The sequence below is a fragment of the Streptomyces sp. NPDC051963 genome, assembly GCF_044593495.1.
In the GTDB taxonomy this organism is placed as follows: domain Bacteria; phylum Actinomycetota; class Actinomycetes; order Streptomycetales; family Streptomycetaceae; genus Streptomyces.
Map to the genome: position 1 here is coordinate 1 of NZ_JBIUCC010000014.1, position 17,131 is coordinate 17,131.

The following is a 17,131-nucleotide window of genomic DNA, read 5'->3' on the forward strand; positions in this document are numbered from 1 at the left end:
GTACTCACCCGAGAGACTCTCTCGCGGCTTTCCTCCGGGCGCTTCCCTTCGGTCTTGCGTTTCCGACTCTATCAGATCCTTTTCTCGATCCGATTTCCTCGGTGCTTTCCAGGTTCCCGCTTTCACGTTTCCCTTTCCGGCGGCTCCGACTTTATCAGAGATTCTGAGTCGGAATTCCCACCCCGTTCGGGGACTGGTTCCGGCGCACGAAGCGTCCGGGTTCCCGTTCGGGCGGAGCCGTAAACGTACTGGAGCGGGGCGCCTCGATGCAAATCGAGGCGCCCCGCTCCACGTTCACGCGTACGAGGCGTCGTACGCGGGTCAGACCTCCACCACGACCGGGAGGATCATCGGCCTGCGGCGGTATGTGTCCGAGACCCACTTGCCCAGCGTGCGTCGGATGAGTTGCTGGAGCTGGTGGGGCTCCACGACGCCGTCCTGGGCGGAGCGCTCCAGGACTTCCGTGACCTTCGGGAGGACGTCGGCGAACGCCGAGTCCTCGATGCCGGAGCCACGGGCCTGGACGTGCGGTCCTGCCGTGATCTTGCCGGTCGACGAGTCGATGACGACGAAGACCGAGATGATGCCCTCGTCACCGAGGATCTTGCGGTCCTTGAGGGCCGGCTCGCCCACGTCGCCGACGGAGAGGCCGTCGACGTAGACGTAGCCCGCCTGGACCTTTCCGGAGATCTTGGCCTTGCCCTCGATGAGGTCGACGGCGACGCCGTCCTCGGCGATGACGATGCGGTCGTGGGGGACGCCGGTGAGGGCGCCCAGTTCGGCGTTGGCGCGCAGGTGGCGCCATTCGCCGTGCACCGGCATCAGGTTCCGCGGGCGGCAGATGTTGTAGAAGTACAGGAGCTCGCCCGCGGACGCGTGGCCCGAGACGTGCACCTTGGCGTTGCCCTTGTGGATGACGTTGGCGCCCCAGCGGGTCAGGCCGTTGATCACGCGGTAGACCGCGTTCTCGTTGCCGGGGATCAGGGACGACGCCAGGATCACCGTGTCGCCCTCGACGATGCGGATCTGGTGATCCCTGTTCGCCATCCTCGACAGGGCGGCCATGGGCTCGCCCTGTGAGCCCGTGCAGACCAGCACGATCTCGTGGTCAGGGAGGTCATCGAGCGTCTTGACGTCGACGACCAGGCCCGGCGGAACCTTGAGGTAGCCCAGATCCCGTGCGATGCCCATGTTGCGGACCATCGAGCGGCCGACGAAGGCGACCCGGCGGCCGTATTCGTGGGCCGCGTCGAGAATCTGCTGGATGCGGTGGACGTGGCTGGCGAAGCTCGCCACGATGATCCGCTTGCGGGCGGTTCCGAAGACCTGGCGCAGCACGTTCGAGATGTCGCGCTCGGGCGGAACGAATCCAGGGACCTCGGCGTTCGTCGAGTCCGAGAGGAGAAGGTCGATCCCCTCATCGCTCAGACGTGCGAACGCGTGCAGGTCCGTGAGGCGACCGTCCAGCGGGAGCTGGTCCATCTTGAAGTCGCCGGTGTGGACCGCCATGCCTGCCGGGGTGCGGATGGCCACGGCCAGGGCGTCCGGGATGGAGTGGTTGACCGCGATGAACTCGCAGTCGAAGGGGCCGATGCGTTCCCGGTGTCCCTCCGCCACTTCCAGGGTGTACGGGCGGATGCGGTGCTCCTGGAGCTTGGCCTCGATGAGCGCGAGGGTCAGCTTGGAGCCGATCAGCGGGATGTCGGCCTTCTCGCGGAGCAGGAAGGGCACACCCCCGATGTGGTCCTCGTGGCCGTGGGTGAGGACGATGCCGTCGATGTCGTCGAGGCGGTCCCTGATGGATGAGAAGTCGGGCAGGATCAGGTCGATTCCGGGCTGCTCCTCCTCGGGGAAGAGCACCCCGCAGTCGACGATCAGCAGACGGCCGCCGTACTCGAAGACCGTCATGTTCCGGCCGATCTCGCCGAGGCCGCCTAGCGGGGTGACCCGTAGACCGCCTTCGGGAAGCGGCTGGGGCGTACCGAGTTCAGGATGCGGATGACTCAAAAGACTCTCCTCACCACACGCGCCACGTACCGGTGGGGCACGTGGCGCGCGTGACGTTCGTGCAGTAGCAGTTGTCGTTGTGGGGCGCAGGCACCGGTGGCCTGCTTATTCAGTTGTGAAGTCTGGGTGCGCGAAGCGTCGCGCGAAGTCTGGTGCTAGAGCTGTACCCCGCCGGCGGCAAGATCGATCTTGAGCTGCTCGATCTCCTCTGGAGCGAGCTCGACCATTGGTGCGCGCAGCGGTCCGGCGGGCAGGCCCTGCAAGGTGAGCGCGGCCTTGGTGGTCATGACGCCCTGGGTGCGGAACATACCCGTGTAGACCGGGAGCAGCTTCTGGTGGATCTCGGTCGCCTTCTGGACGTCGCCCGCGGTGTACGCGTCGACGAGGGCGCGCAGCTCCGGCGTGACCACATGGCCGACGACGGAGACGAAGCCGACGGCGCCCACGGAGAGCAGCGGCAGGTTCAGCATGTCGTCGCCGGAGTACCAGGCGAGGCCGGAGCGGGCGATGGCCCAGCTGGCGCGGCCGAGGTCGCCCTTGGCGTCCTTGTTGGCGACGATGCGCGGGTGCTCGGCGAGACGGACCAGTGTCTCGGTGTTGATCGGGACGCCGCTGCGGCCGGGGATGTCGTAGAGCATGACCGGCAGCCCGGTGGCGTCGGCGATGGCCGTGAAGTGCCGGTAGAGGCCTTCCTGCGGGGGCTTGTTGTAGTACGGCGTCACGATCAGGAGGCCGTACGCACCCGTCTCCTCGGCCGCGCGGGCGAGCTCGAGGCTGTGGTGGGTGTCGTTGGTGCCGACGCCGGCGACGACGTGGGCCCGGTCTCCGACCGCCTCGAGGACGGCTCGTACGAGATCCTTTTTCTCCGCATTGCTGGTGGTGGGCGACTCGCCGGTGGTGCCGTTGATGATCAGGCCGTCGTTGCCTGCGTCCACCAGATGGGAAGCGAGCCGCTGCGCGCCGTCGAGGTCGAGTGCGCCGTCCGCCGTGAAGGGCGTGACCATGGCGGTGAGGACCCGCCCGAAGGGGGTCTGCGGAGTGGAGGTCGGAGCCATGGGGAACACGCTACTCGCTGCTCAATGCGGGGTCTGCCCTCGGGGCAGGCGACAAGTCGTGACAAAGGTGGAGCCCGGCACTGCCTGCTCGGGGGTTCAAGCAGTGCCGGGTCCGTTTGATCAGGCTAGATGAACTTCTCCAAATGCCGCAATACGGACACTTCGCCCGGCAGCCCCGTACATCTGTGCCCGACGGGGAAGCCGGCGGGCGTTACGGCGCGACACGGCCGTTGGCATTGAAGGCGGCGTATGTGAGCGGCATGAGCTTGGCCCACTCCGCCTCCATCTTCTCGCCGACCATCTCGATCTCACGCTGTGGGAAGGACGGGACCTTCGCCAGTTCGTGCTGGGTGCGCAGGCCGAGGAAGTGCATCAGCGAGCGGGCGTTGCAAGTGGCGTACATGGAGGAGAAGAGGCCGACGGGGAGGACCGCGCGGGCCACCTCGCGGGCCACGCCGGCGGCGAGCATCTCCTGGTACGCCTCGTACGCCTGCCGGTACGAGTCCTCCATCACACGGCCGACCAGCTCCTGCTGGGCCTGGGTGCCCTCGACGAAGACGTACTTGCCGGGGCGGCCCTCCTGGACCAGCTTGCGGGACTCGTCAGGGACGTAGAAGGCGGGCTGGAGCTCGCGGTACCGGCCCGACTCCTCGTTGTACGACCAGCCCACGCGGTGCCGCATGAACTCGCGGAAGACGAAGATCGGTGCGCTGATGAAGAACGTCATCGAGTTGTGCTCGAAGGGGCTGCCGTGCCGGTCCCGCATCAGGTAGTTGATCAGGCCCTTGGAGCGCTCGGGGTCCTTGCCCAGCTCGTCCAGGGACTGCTCGCCGATGGTCGAAACGCGGGCGGCGAACAGCACGTCGGCGTCGGACGCGGTGTGCTTCACCAACTCCACGGTGACGTCACCGTGGAAGCTGGGCTTGAGGTCGTCGGCTGGGGTGTCGGTCACGGCTCGGAGGGTCCTTCCATCACGTCTCTCGGGCGGCGTCCACTCTACGGCCCGGCACTGACAACGGGGCGTTCGGTGCCGGGCCACGACATTCAGGCGCGAACGCTGCCGAACTTCGGCGAACTTCTGCGAAGTCTGGGAAATCGGGCACCTTTTGGGGCGATCGCTCGTCTGTCTTGGTGACAGCGATTCGTTCGATCCCTGAGAGCCCCGAAGAGGCCAGGGTCCCTGAGAGGAGAGGTACCTCTGATGTTTCGTCGGCGCGAACCCGTCCCGTTTGCATTCGTCGCCGAGGCCGACAGGTATCGCGGCAATGTCACTCCCCCACCGCGCGAGCGGGCGTCCGCGGGACAGATAGCCGGGCGCTGGCTGCTGGGCTTCACCATCGTGGCCGGACTGGTCGGTTCCCTGGTCCTCGGGATGCCGGCGCTGTCCAAGGACCAGTCGCCGACGCAGACCGAGCAGTCCCAGGCGTCCGACGGGCACTGACTCCATCCGGACCCCAAGGGTGGTGAGCCGGGGCACCGCTCGATAGCCTCACCGGGCACAGCCCATGCATGGATTGAGTGAGGACCAGCCGTGCCCCTGCCCTTCCTGACGGCCGACCACGCACACGAGGCGGCGGACGATGTCGCGCTGCCGTTCGACGACCGCGAGCGCTGGCGGCGCCCCTACCGTCCCGGGCCCTGGCGGGTGGGTGTGGCGGCGATTCTGCTGCTGCTCGCCTCGTTCGTGCTGTTCGCGGCGGTCATCATCGCGTTCACCGGCACGCTCACCGAGTCCGGGGTGGTCTTCGGTATCGCGCTGGCCGTGATCGCCGCCGCCCTGCGGATGCTCCGCATCGGCGTGTGGGTGAGCGCGCACGGGCTGCGTCGAGTGGGCTTCATCGGCACGCGCACGATCACCTGGGACCGGCTCGTCGCCGTACGGACGGTGCAGCAGCCGGTGCGCTGGCTCGGACTGCCGCGCACGGTGCAGGGGCAGGCCCTGACCGTCGTACGCCAGGGGCGCGCTCCGGAGGACGAGCAGCCGCTGCTGACGACGCACAACGCCGACTTCCTGGCTCGGCCGGAGGCGTTCGAGCGGGCGGCGGACACCATCGAGGCGTGGGCCGCGGAGAGCAGGCAGCACTGAGGCGCCGGTCCGCGTGCGTGGACCGGGCACCCGACGTCGTGGTGAGGCAGCCTCAGCGAGAGGTCTCACGCAGGAGGATCGCCCGCTGCATCGCCTTGCGGGCGCGGGGAGTGTCGCGCGCGTCGTGGTAGGCGACGGCAAGACGGAACCAGCTGCGCCAGTCGTCGGGGGCGGCCTCTGTTTCGGCCTTGCGCTTGGCGAAGACCTCGTCGGCCGAGTCGCGGTCGATGCGGCCGCCGGGGGTGCGCTTCAGCTCGTCGACGGGCAGGCCGCCCTCGGCGTCGAGTTCGGCGGCCAGCCGGTTGGCCTTGCGGACGAACTCGGTGTTCTTCCAGAGGAACCACAGGCCGATCACCGGCAGGATCAGCACCGCGACACCGAAGGTGACGGTCAGGACCGTGCCGGCCTGTATGAGCATGACGCCGCGGCTGCCGACGAGGACGAAGTAGACGACCAGGACGGCAGCGGTGACGGCGTATGTGATCTTCGCGCCCATGACGGTCAGCCGATGTCCAGGAAGTGTTCCAGGCCGAAGGTGAGGCCCGGAGTGGTCACCACGCGGCGGGCGCCGAGCAGGATGCCCGGCATGAAGCTGCTGTGGTGGAGCGAGTCGTGGCGAACGGTCAGCGTCTCGCCCTCGCCGCCCAGCAGCACCTCCTGGTGGGCGAGCAGGCCGCGCAGGCGGATGGCGTGGACCGGGACGCCGTCGACGTTCGCGCCGCGGGCGCCGTCCAGGGCGGTGACCGTGGCGTCCGGCGTCGGGGCGGAGCCCGCGTTGGCGCGCGCCTCGGCGATGAGCTGCGCCGTGCGGGTGGCGGTGCCACTGGGGGCGTCCACCTTGTTCGGGTGGTGCAGCTCGACGACCTCGACCGACTCGAAGTAGGGCGCGGCGATCTGCGCGAACTTCATCGTCAGGACGGCCCCGATGGAGAAGTTCGGCGCGATGAGCACGCCCGTCTCCGGGGACTGGGCCAGCCAGCCCTTGAGCTGCGCGAGGCGCTCCTCGGTCCAGCCGGTCGTGCCGACGACGGCGTGGATGCCGTGCCGTACACAGAAGTCGAGGTTGCCCATCACCGAAGCCGGCGTGGTCAGTTCGACGGCGACCTGGGCTCCGGTCTCGGCCAGCGTCTCCAGCTTGTCGCCCCGGCTGAGGGCGGCGACCAGCTCCAGGTCCTCGGCGGCCTCGACCGCCCGTACCGCCTCGGATCCGATCCGGCCCTTGGCACCGAGGACCGCCACACGCAGCTTGCTCATGTTCTTGATTCCTTCTGGACTACAGGAGGGGACTTACGCGACCGCTTCGTGGAGACGGGACGCCTGTTTGTCCTTCAGCGGGCCGATGACCGACAGCGAGGGCCGCTGTCCCAGGATGTCGCGGGCGACCGCGCGGACGTCGTCCGGGGTGACCGAGGCTATCCGGGTCAGCATGTCGTCGACGGACATCTGCTCGCCCCAGCACAGTTCGCTCTTGCCGATACGGTTCATCAGCGCGCCCGTGTCCTCCAGGCCGAGGACGGTGGAACCGCGGAGCTGGCCGATGGCGCGGTCGATCTCGTCCTCGGGCAGGCCGTGTTCGGCGACCTGGTCGAGTTCGTCGCGGCAGATCTTCAGCACGTCGTGCACCTGGGACGGGCGGCAGCCCGCGTACACCCCGAAGAGGCCGCAGTCGGCGAACCCGGACGTGTACGAGTACACGCTGTAGGCCAGGCCGCGCTTTTCGCGGACCTCCTGGAAGAGGCGGGACGACATACCGCCGCCGAGCGCGGTGTTCAGCACGCCGAGCGCCCACCGGCGTTCGTCCGTGCGGGCGAGGCCCGGCATACCGAGGACGACATGGGCCTGCTCCGTCTTGCGGCCGATCAGCTCGACGCGCCCGGCGGTGCGCAGAGCCCGGCGGCCGTCGCGCGGCGCGAAGGGCGTGGCGTCGACGTTCTTCAGGGCGCCCGACTTCTCGAAGGCCGCCCGGACCTGTCGTACGACCTTGTTGTGGTCGATGTTGCCCGCGGCCGCGACCACGAGGTGGGTCGGGTCGTAGTGCTTCTTGTAGAAGCGGCGGATGCGGTCGGCGGTGAGGGCGTTGACCGTGTCGACCGTGCCGAGGACGGGGCGGCCGAGGGGGTTGTCGCCGAACATCGTGTGCGCGAACAGATCGTGCACGCAGTCGCCCGGGTCGTCCTCGGTCATCGCGATCTCTTCGAGGATGGCGCCCCGCTCGACGTTGACGTCCTCTTCGAGGATGAGGGAGCCCGTGAGCATGTCGCAGACGACGTCGATGGCGAGCGGCAGGTCGGCGTCGAGCACGCGCGCGTAGTAGCACGTGTACTCCTTGGCGGTGAACGCGTTCATCTCACCGCCGACCGCGTCGATGGCGGAGGAGATGTCCAGCGCGGACCTGCGGGTCGTGCCCTTGAAGAGGAGGTGCTCCAGGTAGTGCGTGGCGCCGTTCAGAGACGGTGTCTCGTCGCGGGAGCCGACGTGCGCCCAGATGCCGAAGGTGGCGGAGCGCACGGACGGGAGGGTCTCGGTGACGATCCGGAGCCCTCCGGGGAGGGTGGTCTTACGGACCGTACCGATGCCGTTGACGCCCTTGATCAGGGTTTGGGTACGGGCGACGGCCCGCGCCTCCGAAGAGGTGCGGGCCGTCGCCGTGGAGGAGCTTGACGTCACTGGTCGCCCGCAGCGGAGCCGCTGTCGGACGCGGCGTCCTTCGTGTCGGCCTTGTCGTCGCCCTCTTCACCCTCGATGACCGGGATGAGGGAGAGCTTGCCGCGGGAGTCGATCTCGGCGATCTCGACCTGGACCTTGGCGCCCACGCCGAGGACGTCCTCGACGTTCTCCACGCGCTTGCCGCCGGCCAGCTTGCGGATCTGCGAGATGTGCAGCAGGCCGTCCTTGCCCGGGAGCAGGGAGACGAACGCGCCGAAGGTCGTGGTCTTGACGACCGTACCCAGGTAGCGCTCGCCGACCTCCGGCATGGTCGGGTTGGCGATGCCGTTGATCGTGGCGCGGGCGGCCTCGGCGGCCGGGCCGTCGGCGGCACCGATGTAGATGGTGCCGTCGTCCTCGATCGTGATCTCGGCGCCGGTGTCCTCCTGGATCTGGTTGATCATCTTGCCCTTGGGGCCGATGACCTCGCCGATCTTGTCCACGGGGATCTTGACGGTGATGATCCGCGGGGCGTTCGGGGACATCTCGTCCGGCGTGTCGATCGCTTCCATCATCACGTCGAGGATGTGGAGGCGGGCGTCACGGGCCTGCTTCAGGGCCGCGGCCAGGACGGAGGCCGGGATGCCGTCCAGCTTGGTGTCGAGCTGGAGGGCGGTCACGAACTCCTTGGTGCCGGCGACCTTGAAGTCCATGTCACCGAAGGCGTCCTCCGCACCGAGGATGTCGGTGAGGGTGACGTAGTGCGTCTCGCCCTCGATCTCCTGGGAGATCAGACCCATGGCGATACCGGCGACCGGGGCCTTCAGCGGCACACCGGCGTTCAGCAGCGACATGGTGGAGGCGCAGACCGAGCCCATGGACGTCGAGCCGTTCGAGCTGAGCGCCTCGGAGACCTGGCGGATCGCGTAGGGGAACTCCTCACGCGTCGGCAGGACCGGGACCAGGGCACGCTCGGCGAGGGCGCCGTGGCCGATCTCGCGGCGCTTCGGGGAGCCGACGCGGCCGGTCTCGCCGGTGGAGTACGGCGGGAAGTTGTAGTTGTGCATGTAGCGCTTGCGGGTCACCGGCGAAAGGGTGTCCAGCTGCTGCTCCATACGGAGCATGTTGAGGGTGGTGACGCCCAGGATCTGGGTCTCGCCACGCTCGAACACGGCCGAACCGTGCACCCGCGGGATGGCCTCGACCTCGGCGGCGAGCGTACGGATGTCCGTGACGCCGCGTCCGTCGATGCGCTTCTTCTCCTTGATGACGCGCTCACGGACCAGGGACTTGGTCAGCGAGCGGTACGCGGCGGAGATCTCCTTCTCGCGGCCCTCGAACTCCGGCAGGAGCTTCTCGGCGGCGAGCGTCTTCACGCGGTCCAGCTCGGCCTCGCGCTCCTGCTTGCCGACGATCGTGAGCGCCGCGGCGAGCTCCGGCTTGACGGCGCCGGTGAGCGCCTCCAGGACGTCGTCCTGGTAGTCCAGGAAGATCGGGAACTCGCCGGTCGGCTTGGCGGCCTTCGCGGCGAGGTCGGCCTGGGCCTTGCACAGGACCTTGATGAAGGGCTTCGCGGCCTCCAGGCCGGCGGCCACGACTTCCTCGGTCGGCGCCTCGACGCCGCCCTTGACCAGCTGGATGGTGTTCTCGGTGGCCTCGGCCTCGACCATCATGATCGCGACGTCGCCGTCCTCCAGGGTGCGGCCCGCGACCACCATGTCGAAGACCGCGTCCTCAAGCTCGGTGTGCGTCGGGAACGCGACCCACTGGCCGTTGATCAGCGCGACGCGGACGCCGCCGATCGGGCCGGAGAAGGGCAGACCGGCCAGCTGCGTGGACGCGGAGGCGGCGTTGATCGCCACGACGTCGTACAGGTGGTCGGGGTTGAGCGCCATGATCGTGGCGACGACCTGGATTTCGTTGCGCAGGCCCTTCTTGAAGGACGGGCGCAGCGGGCGGTCGATGAGGCGGCAGGTGAGGATGGCGTCCTCGGACGGCCGGCCCTCACGGCGGAAGAAGGAACCGGGGATCTTCCCGGCCGCGTACATCCGCTCCTCGACGTCCACCGTCAGCGGGAAGAAGTCGAGCTGGTCCTTGGGGTTCTTGGAGGCGGTGGTGGCCGACAGCACCATGGTGTCGTCGTCCAGGTACGCCACGGCGGAGCCGGCGGCCTGCTTGGCCAGGCGGCCCGTCTCGAAGCGGATGGTGCGGGTGCCGAAGGAGCCGTTGTCGATGACGGCCTCGGCGTAGTGGGTCTCGTTCTCCACTAGCGTTTTCTCCGTTACTTGTCGTCTTTCGTCCCGACTCGCCCGTGTGGCGGGGGGACGGTTACGGAGAAGCGCTCCGTCTGGTGCGGGCCGGTCTTCGATCGAAGCACCCGGGCTTGCTTCCCCCGGGCGCCACTACCGAGGACCGGCGGCGGCGAGGCGCGCTTCTCCTCATTTCCTGTCGTGCTGTGTCGTGCGTATTGCGTTGTGCTACCACACTACAAAGCGTGTGTGACACTCCGCACGTTTCCGCACGTACGGCAAAGGGAGCGGCCCCCGATCGTCTCGGGAACCGCTCCCTTCACGGCGTCTTACTTGGCGCCCGCCGCACCGCGGCGGATGCCGAGGCGGTCGACCAGCGCACGGAAGCGCTGGATGTCCTTCTTGGCCAGGTACTGAAGCAGCCGGCGGCGCTGACCGACCAGGATCAGCAGACCACGACGGGAGTGGTGGTCGTGCTTGTGGGTCTTGAGGTGCTCGGTCAGGTCCGAGATACGGCGCGAGAGCATCGCGACCTGGACCTCGGGGGAGCCGGTGTCGCCTTCCTTCTGACCGAACTCGGTGATGATCTGCTTCTTCGTAGCGGCGTCGAGCGACACGCGTACTCCTCGTAGTCTGTAAAGGGCCACCGAGTGCCCCCGGTCCACTTCTCGGGGGAGCTTCCGTAACTCGGGAGGCGGGATCCGCTGGGCGCGACCTTCGGGGCCTGGGCTCCGGGGGTGCGTATACAAGCGGTCGTCACACAGGGTACCAGCCCACGAGCACGCTCTTGACAGGCGTCCTTGCGCCGGTCAGACGCCGCCGCGGACCTTGCCGTAGACGTCGAGGACGGCCAGGCAGATCGGGATCAGGGAGAGCAGCACCAGCGAGTCCGCGAGGTCCAGCATGCGGCCCCAGAAAGGTGAGAGCCCCTTCTGCGGCACGATCAGAGCGATCGCGATCAGGACCAGGACTCCGCCCCCGACCGAGGCGGCGAGCCACAGGGTCCGTACGTCGACCGGCCCGCTGTTGCCCTGGAGCAGTTCGACGATGACGTCGGACGGCGGTGAGAGCGCGAGGCCGAGGATCAGCAGGCCCAGCGTGACGACACCGGCGACGAACAGGCAGGTGACCTGGGCGGTGTACCGGAAGAGACGCGCCCGCAGCATCGCGGCGAGGCCGGTGCACAGGGCCAGCAGCTGGGCCCAGCTCCCGTCGCTGAAGCCGAGCACCGCGCCGCCCGCGCCGATGATGACGACGGCACAGCCGCCGACCAGTCCGAGCAGCAGTTCGTGGCCCCGGCTGGTCCGGGCGACGATGCGCTGGACGTCGACCGCTTCGAGGTCGCCCTCCTGGCCCTCGCGGCGGGCCCTCGCCAGGTCCTCCGGGTTGCGGAAGCCGATGGGCAGCTTGGCGAAGCGGGCCGACCAGCCGGGCAGGAAGCCGACGACCGCCAGGGCGACGACCGAGGTGCCGGCGGCGATCTCACTCGGCTTGGCTTCGGTGAGCACGCCGCAGAACACGGCGAGCGTGCCGATCGCGGCGGCCAGCGCGGCGGCCACGAACGGGGCGTCCCCCTGCGGCAGCAGCATGATCAGCACGACGGAGACCAGGAGTACGGCGACACAGCCGACCAGGAACTGGATCCGGCCCGGGCCTTCGCCCGCGTCCTGGGGAATGACGCCGGAGCCCGCGATGAGCGCGTGCGGCAGGGCGGAGATGCCGAGCGCGACGGCGGAGCCGCGGTCGTCGTAGACCCGGGCTCGTACACCGGAGAGGGTCGTCAGGGCCAGTGCGACCACGCCGGCGAGGATGCCCTGCAAGCCGTGCATGTCGTGCCGTACCGGATCCGCGAACCAGAAGACGAAGCCGAGCATGATCAGCAGAAGCGCGCCGGAGACGAGACCGGCCATCCGCATCAGGTTGTCGTTCCAGCTGCGGAGGTCCTGCTTGACCGCGGCGGCGATCGCGTCCACCACGTCGTCGTGGACGGCCGGCGGCAGTGAATCGGCGAAGGTGCGCAGCAGCAGCACCTCGCCGTCCCTGACCCGGTGCTCGAGCAACGAACGGCTCGCGTCGAGGACCTGGCCCTCGCGGCGTACGAGGTGGTAGCCCGCGGGATCGGTGTCCGGCTGGACCAGGCCCGAGAGCCTGACGATCTCAGGAAAGAGGTCCTGGATCGGCAGATCCTCCGGCAGCGCCACATCGACCCGACTGTCCGGCGCTGCGATCGTGATTCGGCAGAAACCCGTCGATGTCCCCGTGCTCACCTGGTACTTCCCCCTGCTGGACAACGCTTCCTCGCGCCGTTCGTACGACGCGGAGCGCCACCTTATCCATTGCAACGGGGGGCGCGCCGCCCACCTCCCCGGTTTCCTCCCCGTGCCCCCTCCGCATCTCCATCCTCCTGACTCGCTGACGCACTCGGCGCATCAGTAGGATCGACGCTCACACACGGATGACGCCTAAGCGAACGAGAACACGTCGCAGCACACGGGGGCGTCGACGCCAGGACGTAACAGACGTATCAAATCGCGAAGGATGAGTGCATCGGTGAGCGTCGTCATCATCAAACGGCCACCGCGGATAGTGCCCCCGGTTGTCCCGGACGGCGAGGTCAAACTGGAGACGCCGCCCGAGATCCCACGTGAGGGCGACGACGGCATGCTGATGAACCTGCTGCCGATGTTCGGCATGCTGGGTTCCGTCGGCTTCTTCTTCATGCCGGGCCTGCCCTCTTATATGCGGGTGGTCGGCGGACTGATGCTGGCATCGACCCTGGCCATGGCCATCGCCCAGTTCGCCAAGTCCCGGCAGGGCGGCGGTGCGGGGATGGCACAGGACCGGCGTGACTACTTCCGCTATCTCGAGCAGGTCCGCAAGGACGTGCACAAGACAGCGGAGCTTCAGCGGCGGAGCCAGCTTTTCCAGCACCCCGACCCGGAGCAGCTGTGGGCGGTGGCGGCCGACGGCAAACGGCTGTGGGAGCGACGCCCGACGGACGCGGACTTCGCCTCCGTACGGATCGGTCGCGGTATCCAGCAGCTGAACACTCCGCTCGTCGCCCCGGAGACGGCGCCCAAGGACGAGCTGGAGCCGCTGACCGCGGCCGCCATGAAGGCCTTCCTCGACGCGCACGGCAGTCTGTCCGACCTGCCCGTCTCCGTCTCGCTGCGCGCCTTCTACCACGTGACGCTGTGCGGCGAGACCGACACGGTGTACGCCAACGCCCGTGCGGCCCTGTGCCAGTTGGCGACGCTGCATTCGCCCGAGGACCTGATGGTCGCCGTGGTGGCGCATCCCTCCGCGGCATCGGACTGGGACTGGATCAAGTGGCTGCCGCACAGCCAGCACCCGAAGGTCAAGGACGGAGCGGGCTCGACCCGGCTCCTCTTCGACGACCTCGGAGAGCTGGAAGAGGCGCTGGCGGACCAGCTGGACGACCGGCCGCGCTGGAACCGTGAGGCCAACCCGGTCTACGACCAGCCGCACCTGATCGTGGTGCTCGACGGCGGCACCGTCCCGCCGGACTCCGAACTCGCCAGCGCCGAAGGCCTCCAGGGCGTCACCTTCCTCGAGATCGCCCCCGGCGAGCTGGAGGACGAGCTGCGCGCCGGCCTCACTATCTACGCCAAGCCGGACCGGATGCGGCTGTTCGTCGGCCACGAGTCCGCGTACACCGGCAGGGCCGACGTGCTGAGCGCGGCGCAGGCCGAGTCCCTGGCCCGGCAGCTGGCCCCCTTCCGGGTCGGCTCCGCGGAGGAGGGCGAACCCCTCCTGTCCAACCTGGACTTCACGGACCTCATGGGCATCGGCGACGCGGGTGCCGTCGACGTCTCCCGCACCTGGCGTCCGCGCACCCTGCACGAGCGGCTGCGGGTGCCGATCGGTGTCGGCGAGGCCGGCGAGCCGGTGATGCTGGACCTCAAGGAGGCTTCGCAGGAGGGCATGGGCCCGCACGGCCTGTGCGTCGGCGCGACCGGCTCCGGCAAGTCCGAGGTACTGCGCACGCTGGTACTCGGTCTCGCGGTGACGCACTCCTCGGAGACGCTGAACTTCATCCTCGCGGACTTCAAGGGCGGTGCGACCTTCGCCGGTATGGCGGACATGCCGCACACCGCGGCCGTGATCACCAACCTCGCCGACGACCTCACGCTGGTCGACCGCATGCGTGACTCGATCATGGGTGAGACACAGCGCCGCCAGGAGCTGCTGCGCACGGCCGGCAACTACGCCAACCTGCACGACTACGAGAAGGCCCGGGCCGCGGGCGCCGCGCTGGAGCCGATGGCCTCGCTGGTGATCGTGCTCGACGAGTTCTCCGAACTCCTCACCGCCAAGCCCGACTTCATCGACATGTTCATCCAGATCGGCCGTATCGGCCGTTCGCTGGGTATCCACCTGCTGCTGGCGTCGCAGCGCCTGGAGGAGGGCAAGCTCCGCGGCCTGGACACCTATCTGTCGTACCGGATCGGTCTGCGGACCTTCTCCGCCGCCGAGTCCCGTACGGCGATCGGCGTGCCGGACGCCTACCACCTGCCGTCGATCCCCGGCTCCGGCTATCTGCGGTACGACACCGACACCATGGTCCGCTTCAAGGCCGCGTATGTGTCGGGGCCGTACCACGGCGAGGGCCCGTCCCGGGTGCACCGCTCGACCCAGCTGCGGCCCGCGCTCTTCACCGCACAGCAGGTGGCACTGCCTCCGCAGCCGGTGATCGACGAGCCGGAGGCCGACAACAGGGTCGACGACGCGCTCGCCGACACCGTCCTGGACGTCCTCGTCGGCAGGATGGTCAACCAGGGGCCGCCCGCCCACCAGGTGTGGCTGCCCCCGCTCGAAGAGGCGCCCTCGCTGGAGCAGTTGCTCCCCCAGCTCGCCGTCTCACCGGAGCGCGGTCTCACCGCGCCCGAGTACACGGCACTCGGGCGGCTCAACGTGCCCGTCGGCCTGGTCGACAAGCCGTTCGAGCAGCGGCGCGACGTGCTGTACCGGGACTTCTCCGGTGGTGCGGGCCACGGTCTGTTCATCGGTGGTCCGCAGTCCGGCAAGTCGACGCTGCTGCGCACGCTGATCTCGTCGTTCGCCCTCACCCACACGCCCTCCGAAGTGCAGTTCTACTGCCTGGACTTCGGTGGCGGCTCGCTGATCTCGATGGAGGACCTGGCGCACGTCGGCGGGGTCGCCAACCGGCTCGACGCCGAGAAGGTGCGCCGTACGGTCAGCGAGGTCGAGGGGATCCTCAACGCACGCGAGGAGTACTTCCGCGCGAACAACGTCGACTCGATCCAGACCTATCGTCAGCGCCGGAACGCGGGCCAGCTGCCCGACCAGCCCTGGGGCGACGTCTTCCTCGTCATCGACGGCTGGGCGACCTTCAAGACGGACTACGAGCTGCTCGAGTCCACCGTCACCGAGATCGCCACGCGTGGCCTCGGCTTCGGTGTGCACGTGATCCTCACCGCAAGCCGCTACACCGAAGTGCGGCCGGCGCTCAAGGACATGCTCCAGAACCGCATCGAGCTGCGGCTCGGTGACCCGACCGAGTCGGAGATCGACCGCAAGGTCGCGCAGAACGTGCCCGCCACCGTACCGGGCCGGGGTCTGACGACGGACCGGCTGCACTTCATGACCGCCCTGCCCCGGGTCGACGGCTCCTCGGAGACGGAGGACCTGTCGGAGGCGACGGGGATCCTCATCCGGGGCATCAACGAGAACTGGCAGGGCAGCCCCGCTCCGTCCGTACGGCTGCTGCCGACGATGCTGCCCTGGGACCGGCTGCCCAAGGGCTTCGAGCACCCGGAGCGCGGTGTCGCCATCGGCATCGACGAGTCCTCGCTCGCGCCGGTCTTCGTCGACTTCGAGACGGACCCGCACTTCATCGTGTTCGGTGAGAGCGAGTCCGGTAAGTCCGCGGTGCTGAGGCTGCTCATCAAGCAGATCACCGAGCGCTACACGCCGCAGCAGGCGAAGATCGTCATGGGTGACTACCGTCGCGCCCACCTGGAGGGCGTGCCCGAGTCGCACCTGTCGCGGTACTGCGCGTCGGCGCCCGCTCTGACGGAGACGCTGGAGGGCCTGGCCGGTTCGCTGGGCCGGCGGATGCCGGGCCCGGACGTGACGCCCGAGCAGCTGCGCAACCGCAGCTGGTACAGCAGCCCGGACGCGTTCGTCATCATCGACGACTACGACCTGGTGGCGACGGGCATGAACCCGCTGGCCCCGCTTCTCGAGTACCTGCCCTTCGCCCGTGACGTCGGCCTGCGCGTCATCATCGCGCGCGCCTCGGGCGGTGCCAGCCGGTCGCTGTACGAGCCGGTGATGCAGCGTCTGCGCGAGCTCGGCGCCCAGGGCATCGTGCTCTCCGGCGACCGGACCGAGGGTGCCCTGCTGGGCAACATCACGGCGTCGCAACTGCCGCCCGGGCGGGGGCACTTCCACACCCGGCGACGGGGTGGGCAGCTCATCCAGACGGGGTGGATGGCGGCCCGTCACTGATGTCCGCGTAACTGAGCGCCGAGAGGGGCGGCACCCGGGTGGGTGCCGCCCCTCTCCGTTGCCCGTGCGGGGTGGGGTTCCCAAGGGCGCCACCGCTAAAGTGGCGTGTGGCGTTACGACAGAACGGACGAGCCACGGGGGGCAGTTGTGCCGTCGGACTTCATGGACTCCGATCCCAAGGTCCTCAAGGACGAGGGCTTCAACATGTTCACGGTGGGCCAGGACTTCGGCAAGGCGGTGCAGGCCCTTCAGACCGGCCTGACCGCGCTCGAGGGCGGCAGCGGTTCCACTCCGCCCTGGGGCGACGACGACATCGGCGAGAAGTTCGGGGTCGTCTACGAGGGCCTGCGCGACGGCATGTACCAGTCGATGGGCAGCCTGGCGGAGCGGCTTGCGGGGATCGGGCTGGCCTTCACGGAGATGGGCGTGCGGCACGAGCGCAACGAGGGCAACGAGGACGCCGCCTGGCGGGACCTGACGACCAAGTACGACGGCCAGGTGGAGATGGTGACGGGCGTACACCATGAGCGTCGTCGGCAGGATGGGGAACTCTGAGCCTGCGGGGTGTGGGTGACCTGAGCCGGTGGGCTATG

The 17,131-nt window shown here is 68.7% G+C and carries 13 protein-coding genes; 4 read left to right on the plus strand and 9 right to left on the minus strand.

Annotated elements, in window-relative coordinates:
* Positions 1 to 321 precede the first annotated feature (321 nt).
* The 3 genes from ACIHFB_RS41870 to thyX form a co-directional block, all read right to left on the minus strand.
* Positions 322 to 2,007 (minus strand): ribonuclease J, encoded by a 1,686-nt coding sequence (locus ACIHFB_RS41870; RefSeq protein ID WP_365285450.1) that lies wholly within the window; start codon positions 2,005 to 2,007, stop codon positions 322 to 324.
* Between the two features lie 155 nt (positions 2,008 to 2,162).
* The gene (dapA, locus tag ACIHFB_RS41875) at positions 2,163 to 3,062 is read right to left on the minus strand and encodes a 4-hydroxy-tetrahydrodipicolinate synthase (RefSeq protein WP_365285452.1); all 900 of its coding nucleotides are present in this window, start codon (positions 3,060 to 3,062) and stop codon (positions 2,163 to 2,165) included.
* 211 nt (positions 3,063 to 3,273) lie between these two features.
* A complete protein-coding gene (thyX, locus tag ACIHFB_RS41880; protein WP_365285454.1) occupies positions 3,274 to 4,014 on the minus strand; it encodes an FAD-dependent thymidylate synthase in 741 nt (246 codons plus the stop codon).
* 249 nt (positions 4,015 to 4,263) lie between these two features.
* On the opposite strand from thyX, the gene ACIHFB_RS41885 reads away from it, so the two are divergent.
* Together ACIHFB_RS41885 and ACIHFB_RS41890 are read left to right on the plus strand one after the other, a co-directional pair.
* Complete coding sequence (locus tag ACIHFB_RS41885) at positions 4,264 to 4,503, plus strand: hypothetical protein (RefSeq protein ID WP_365285456.1); 240 nt, start codon at positions 4,264 to 4,266, stop codon at positions 4,501 to 4,503.
* A gap of 90 nt (positions 4,504 to 4,593) precedes the next feature.
* Positions 4,594 to 5,148: a hypothetical protein gene (locus tag ACIHFB_RS41890; RefSeq protein WP_365285458.1), complete on the plus strand. Its 555-nt coding sequence runs from the start codon at positions 4,594 to 4,596 to the stop codon at positions 5,146 to 5,148.
* A 52-nt stretch (positions 5,149 to 5,200) separates the two neighbouring features.
* On the opposite strand, the gene ACIHFB_RS41895 is transcribed toward ACIHFB_RS41890, so the two are convergent.
* From ACIHFB_RS41895 to eccD, 6 genes are all read right to left on the minus strand, one after another.
* Positions 5,201 to 5,644 (minus strand): hypothetical protein, encoded by a 444-nt coding sequence (locus tag ACIHFB_RS41895; RefSeq protein ID WP_365285460.1) that lies wholly within the window; start codon positions 5,642 to 5,644, stop codon positions 5,201 to 5,203.
* 5 nt (positions 5,645 to 5,649) lie between these two features.
* Complete coding sequence (gene dapB, locus ACIHFB_RS41900) at positions 5,650 to 6,402, minus strand: 4-hydroxy-tetrahydrodipicolinate reductase (protein WP_365285462.1); 753 nt, start codon at positions 6,400 to 6,402, stop codon at positions 5,650 to 5,652.
* 33 nt (positions 6,403 to 6,435) lie between these two features.
* Complete coding sequence (locus tag ACIHFB_RS41905) at positions 6,436 to 7,815, minus strand: pitrilysin family protein (protein WP_365285464.1); 1,380 nt, start codon at positions 7,813 to 7,815, stop codon at positions 6,436 to 6,438.
* The gene (locus tag ACIHFB_RS41910; protein WP_365285466.1) at positions 7,812 to 10,061 is read right to left on the minus strand and encodes a polyribonucleotide nucleotidyltransferase; all 2,250 of its coding nucleotides are present in this window, start codon (positions 10,059 to 10,061) and stop codon (positions 7,812 to 7,814) included. Before ACIHFB_RS41910 ends, ACIHFB_RS41905 begins: the two co-directional genes overlap by 4 nt.
* A gap of 311 nt (positions 10,062 to 10,372) precedes the next feature.
* Entirely contained in the window at positions 10,373 to 10,660 is a 288-nt protein-coding gene (gene rpsO, locus ACIHFB_RS41915; protein WP_030945091.1) for a 30S ribosomal protein S15, read from the minus strand.
* 192 nt (positions 10,661 to 10,852) lie between these two features.
* Positions 10,853 to 12,310 carry a type VII secretion integral membrane protein EccD gene (gene eccD, locus ACIHFB_RS41920; protein ID WP_365285468.1) on the minus strand — a complete coding sequence of 486 codons (1,458 nt, stop codon included), beginning with the start codon at positions 12,308 to 12,310 and terminating at the stop codon, positions 10,853 to 10,855.
* Positions 12,311 to 12,593: 283 nt separating this feature from the next.
* On the opposite strand from eccD, the gene eccCa reads away from it, so the two are divergent.
* Positions 12,594 to 16,538, plus strand: coding sequence for a type VII secretion protein EccCa (gene eccCa, locus ACIHFB_RS41925; protein ID WP_400129623.1), 3,945 nt, complete (start codon positions 12,594 to 12,596; stop codon positions 16,536 to 16,538).
* Positions 16,539 to 16,700: 162 nt separating this feature from the next.
* Positions 16,701 to 17,093, plus strand: coding sequence for a hypothetical protein (locus ACIHFB_RS41930; RefSeq protein WP_365285471.1), 393 nt, complete (start codon positions 16,701 to 16,703; stop codon positions 17,091 to 17,093).
* Positions 17,094 to 17,131: the final 38 nt, after the last annotated feature.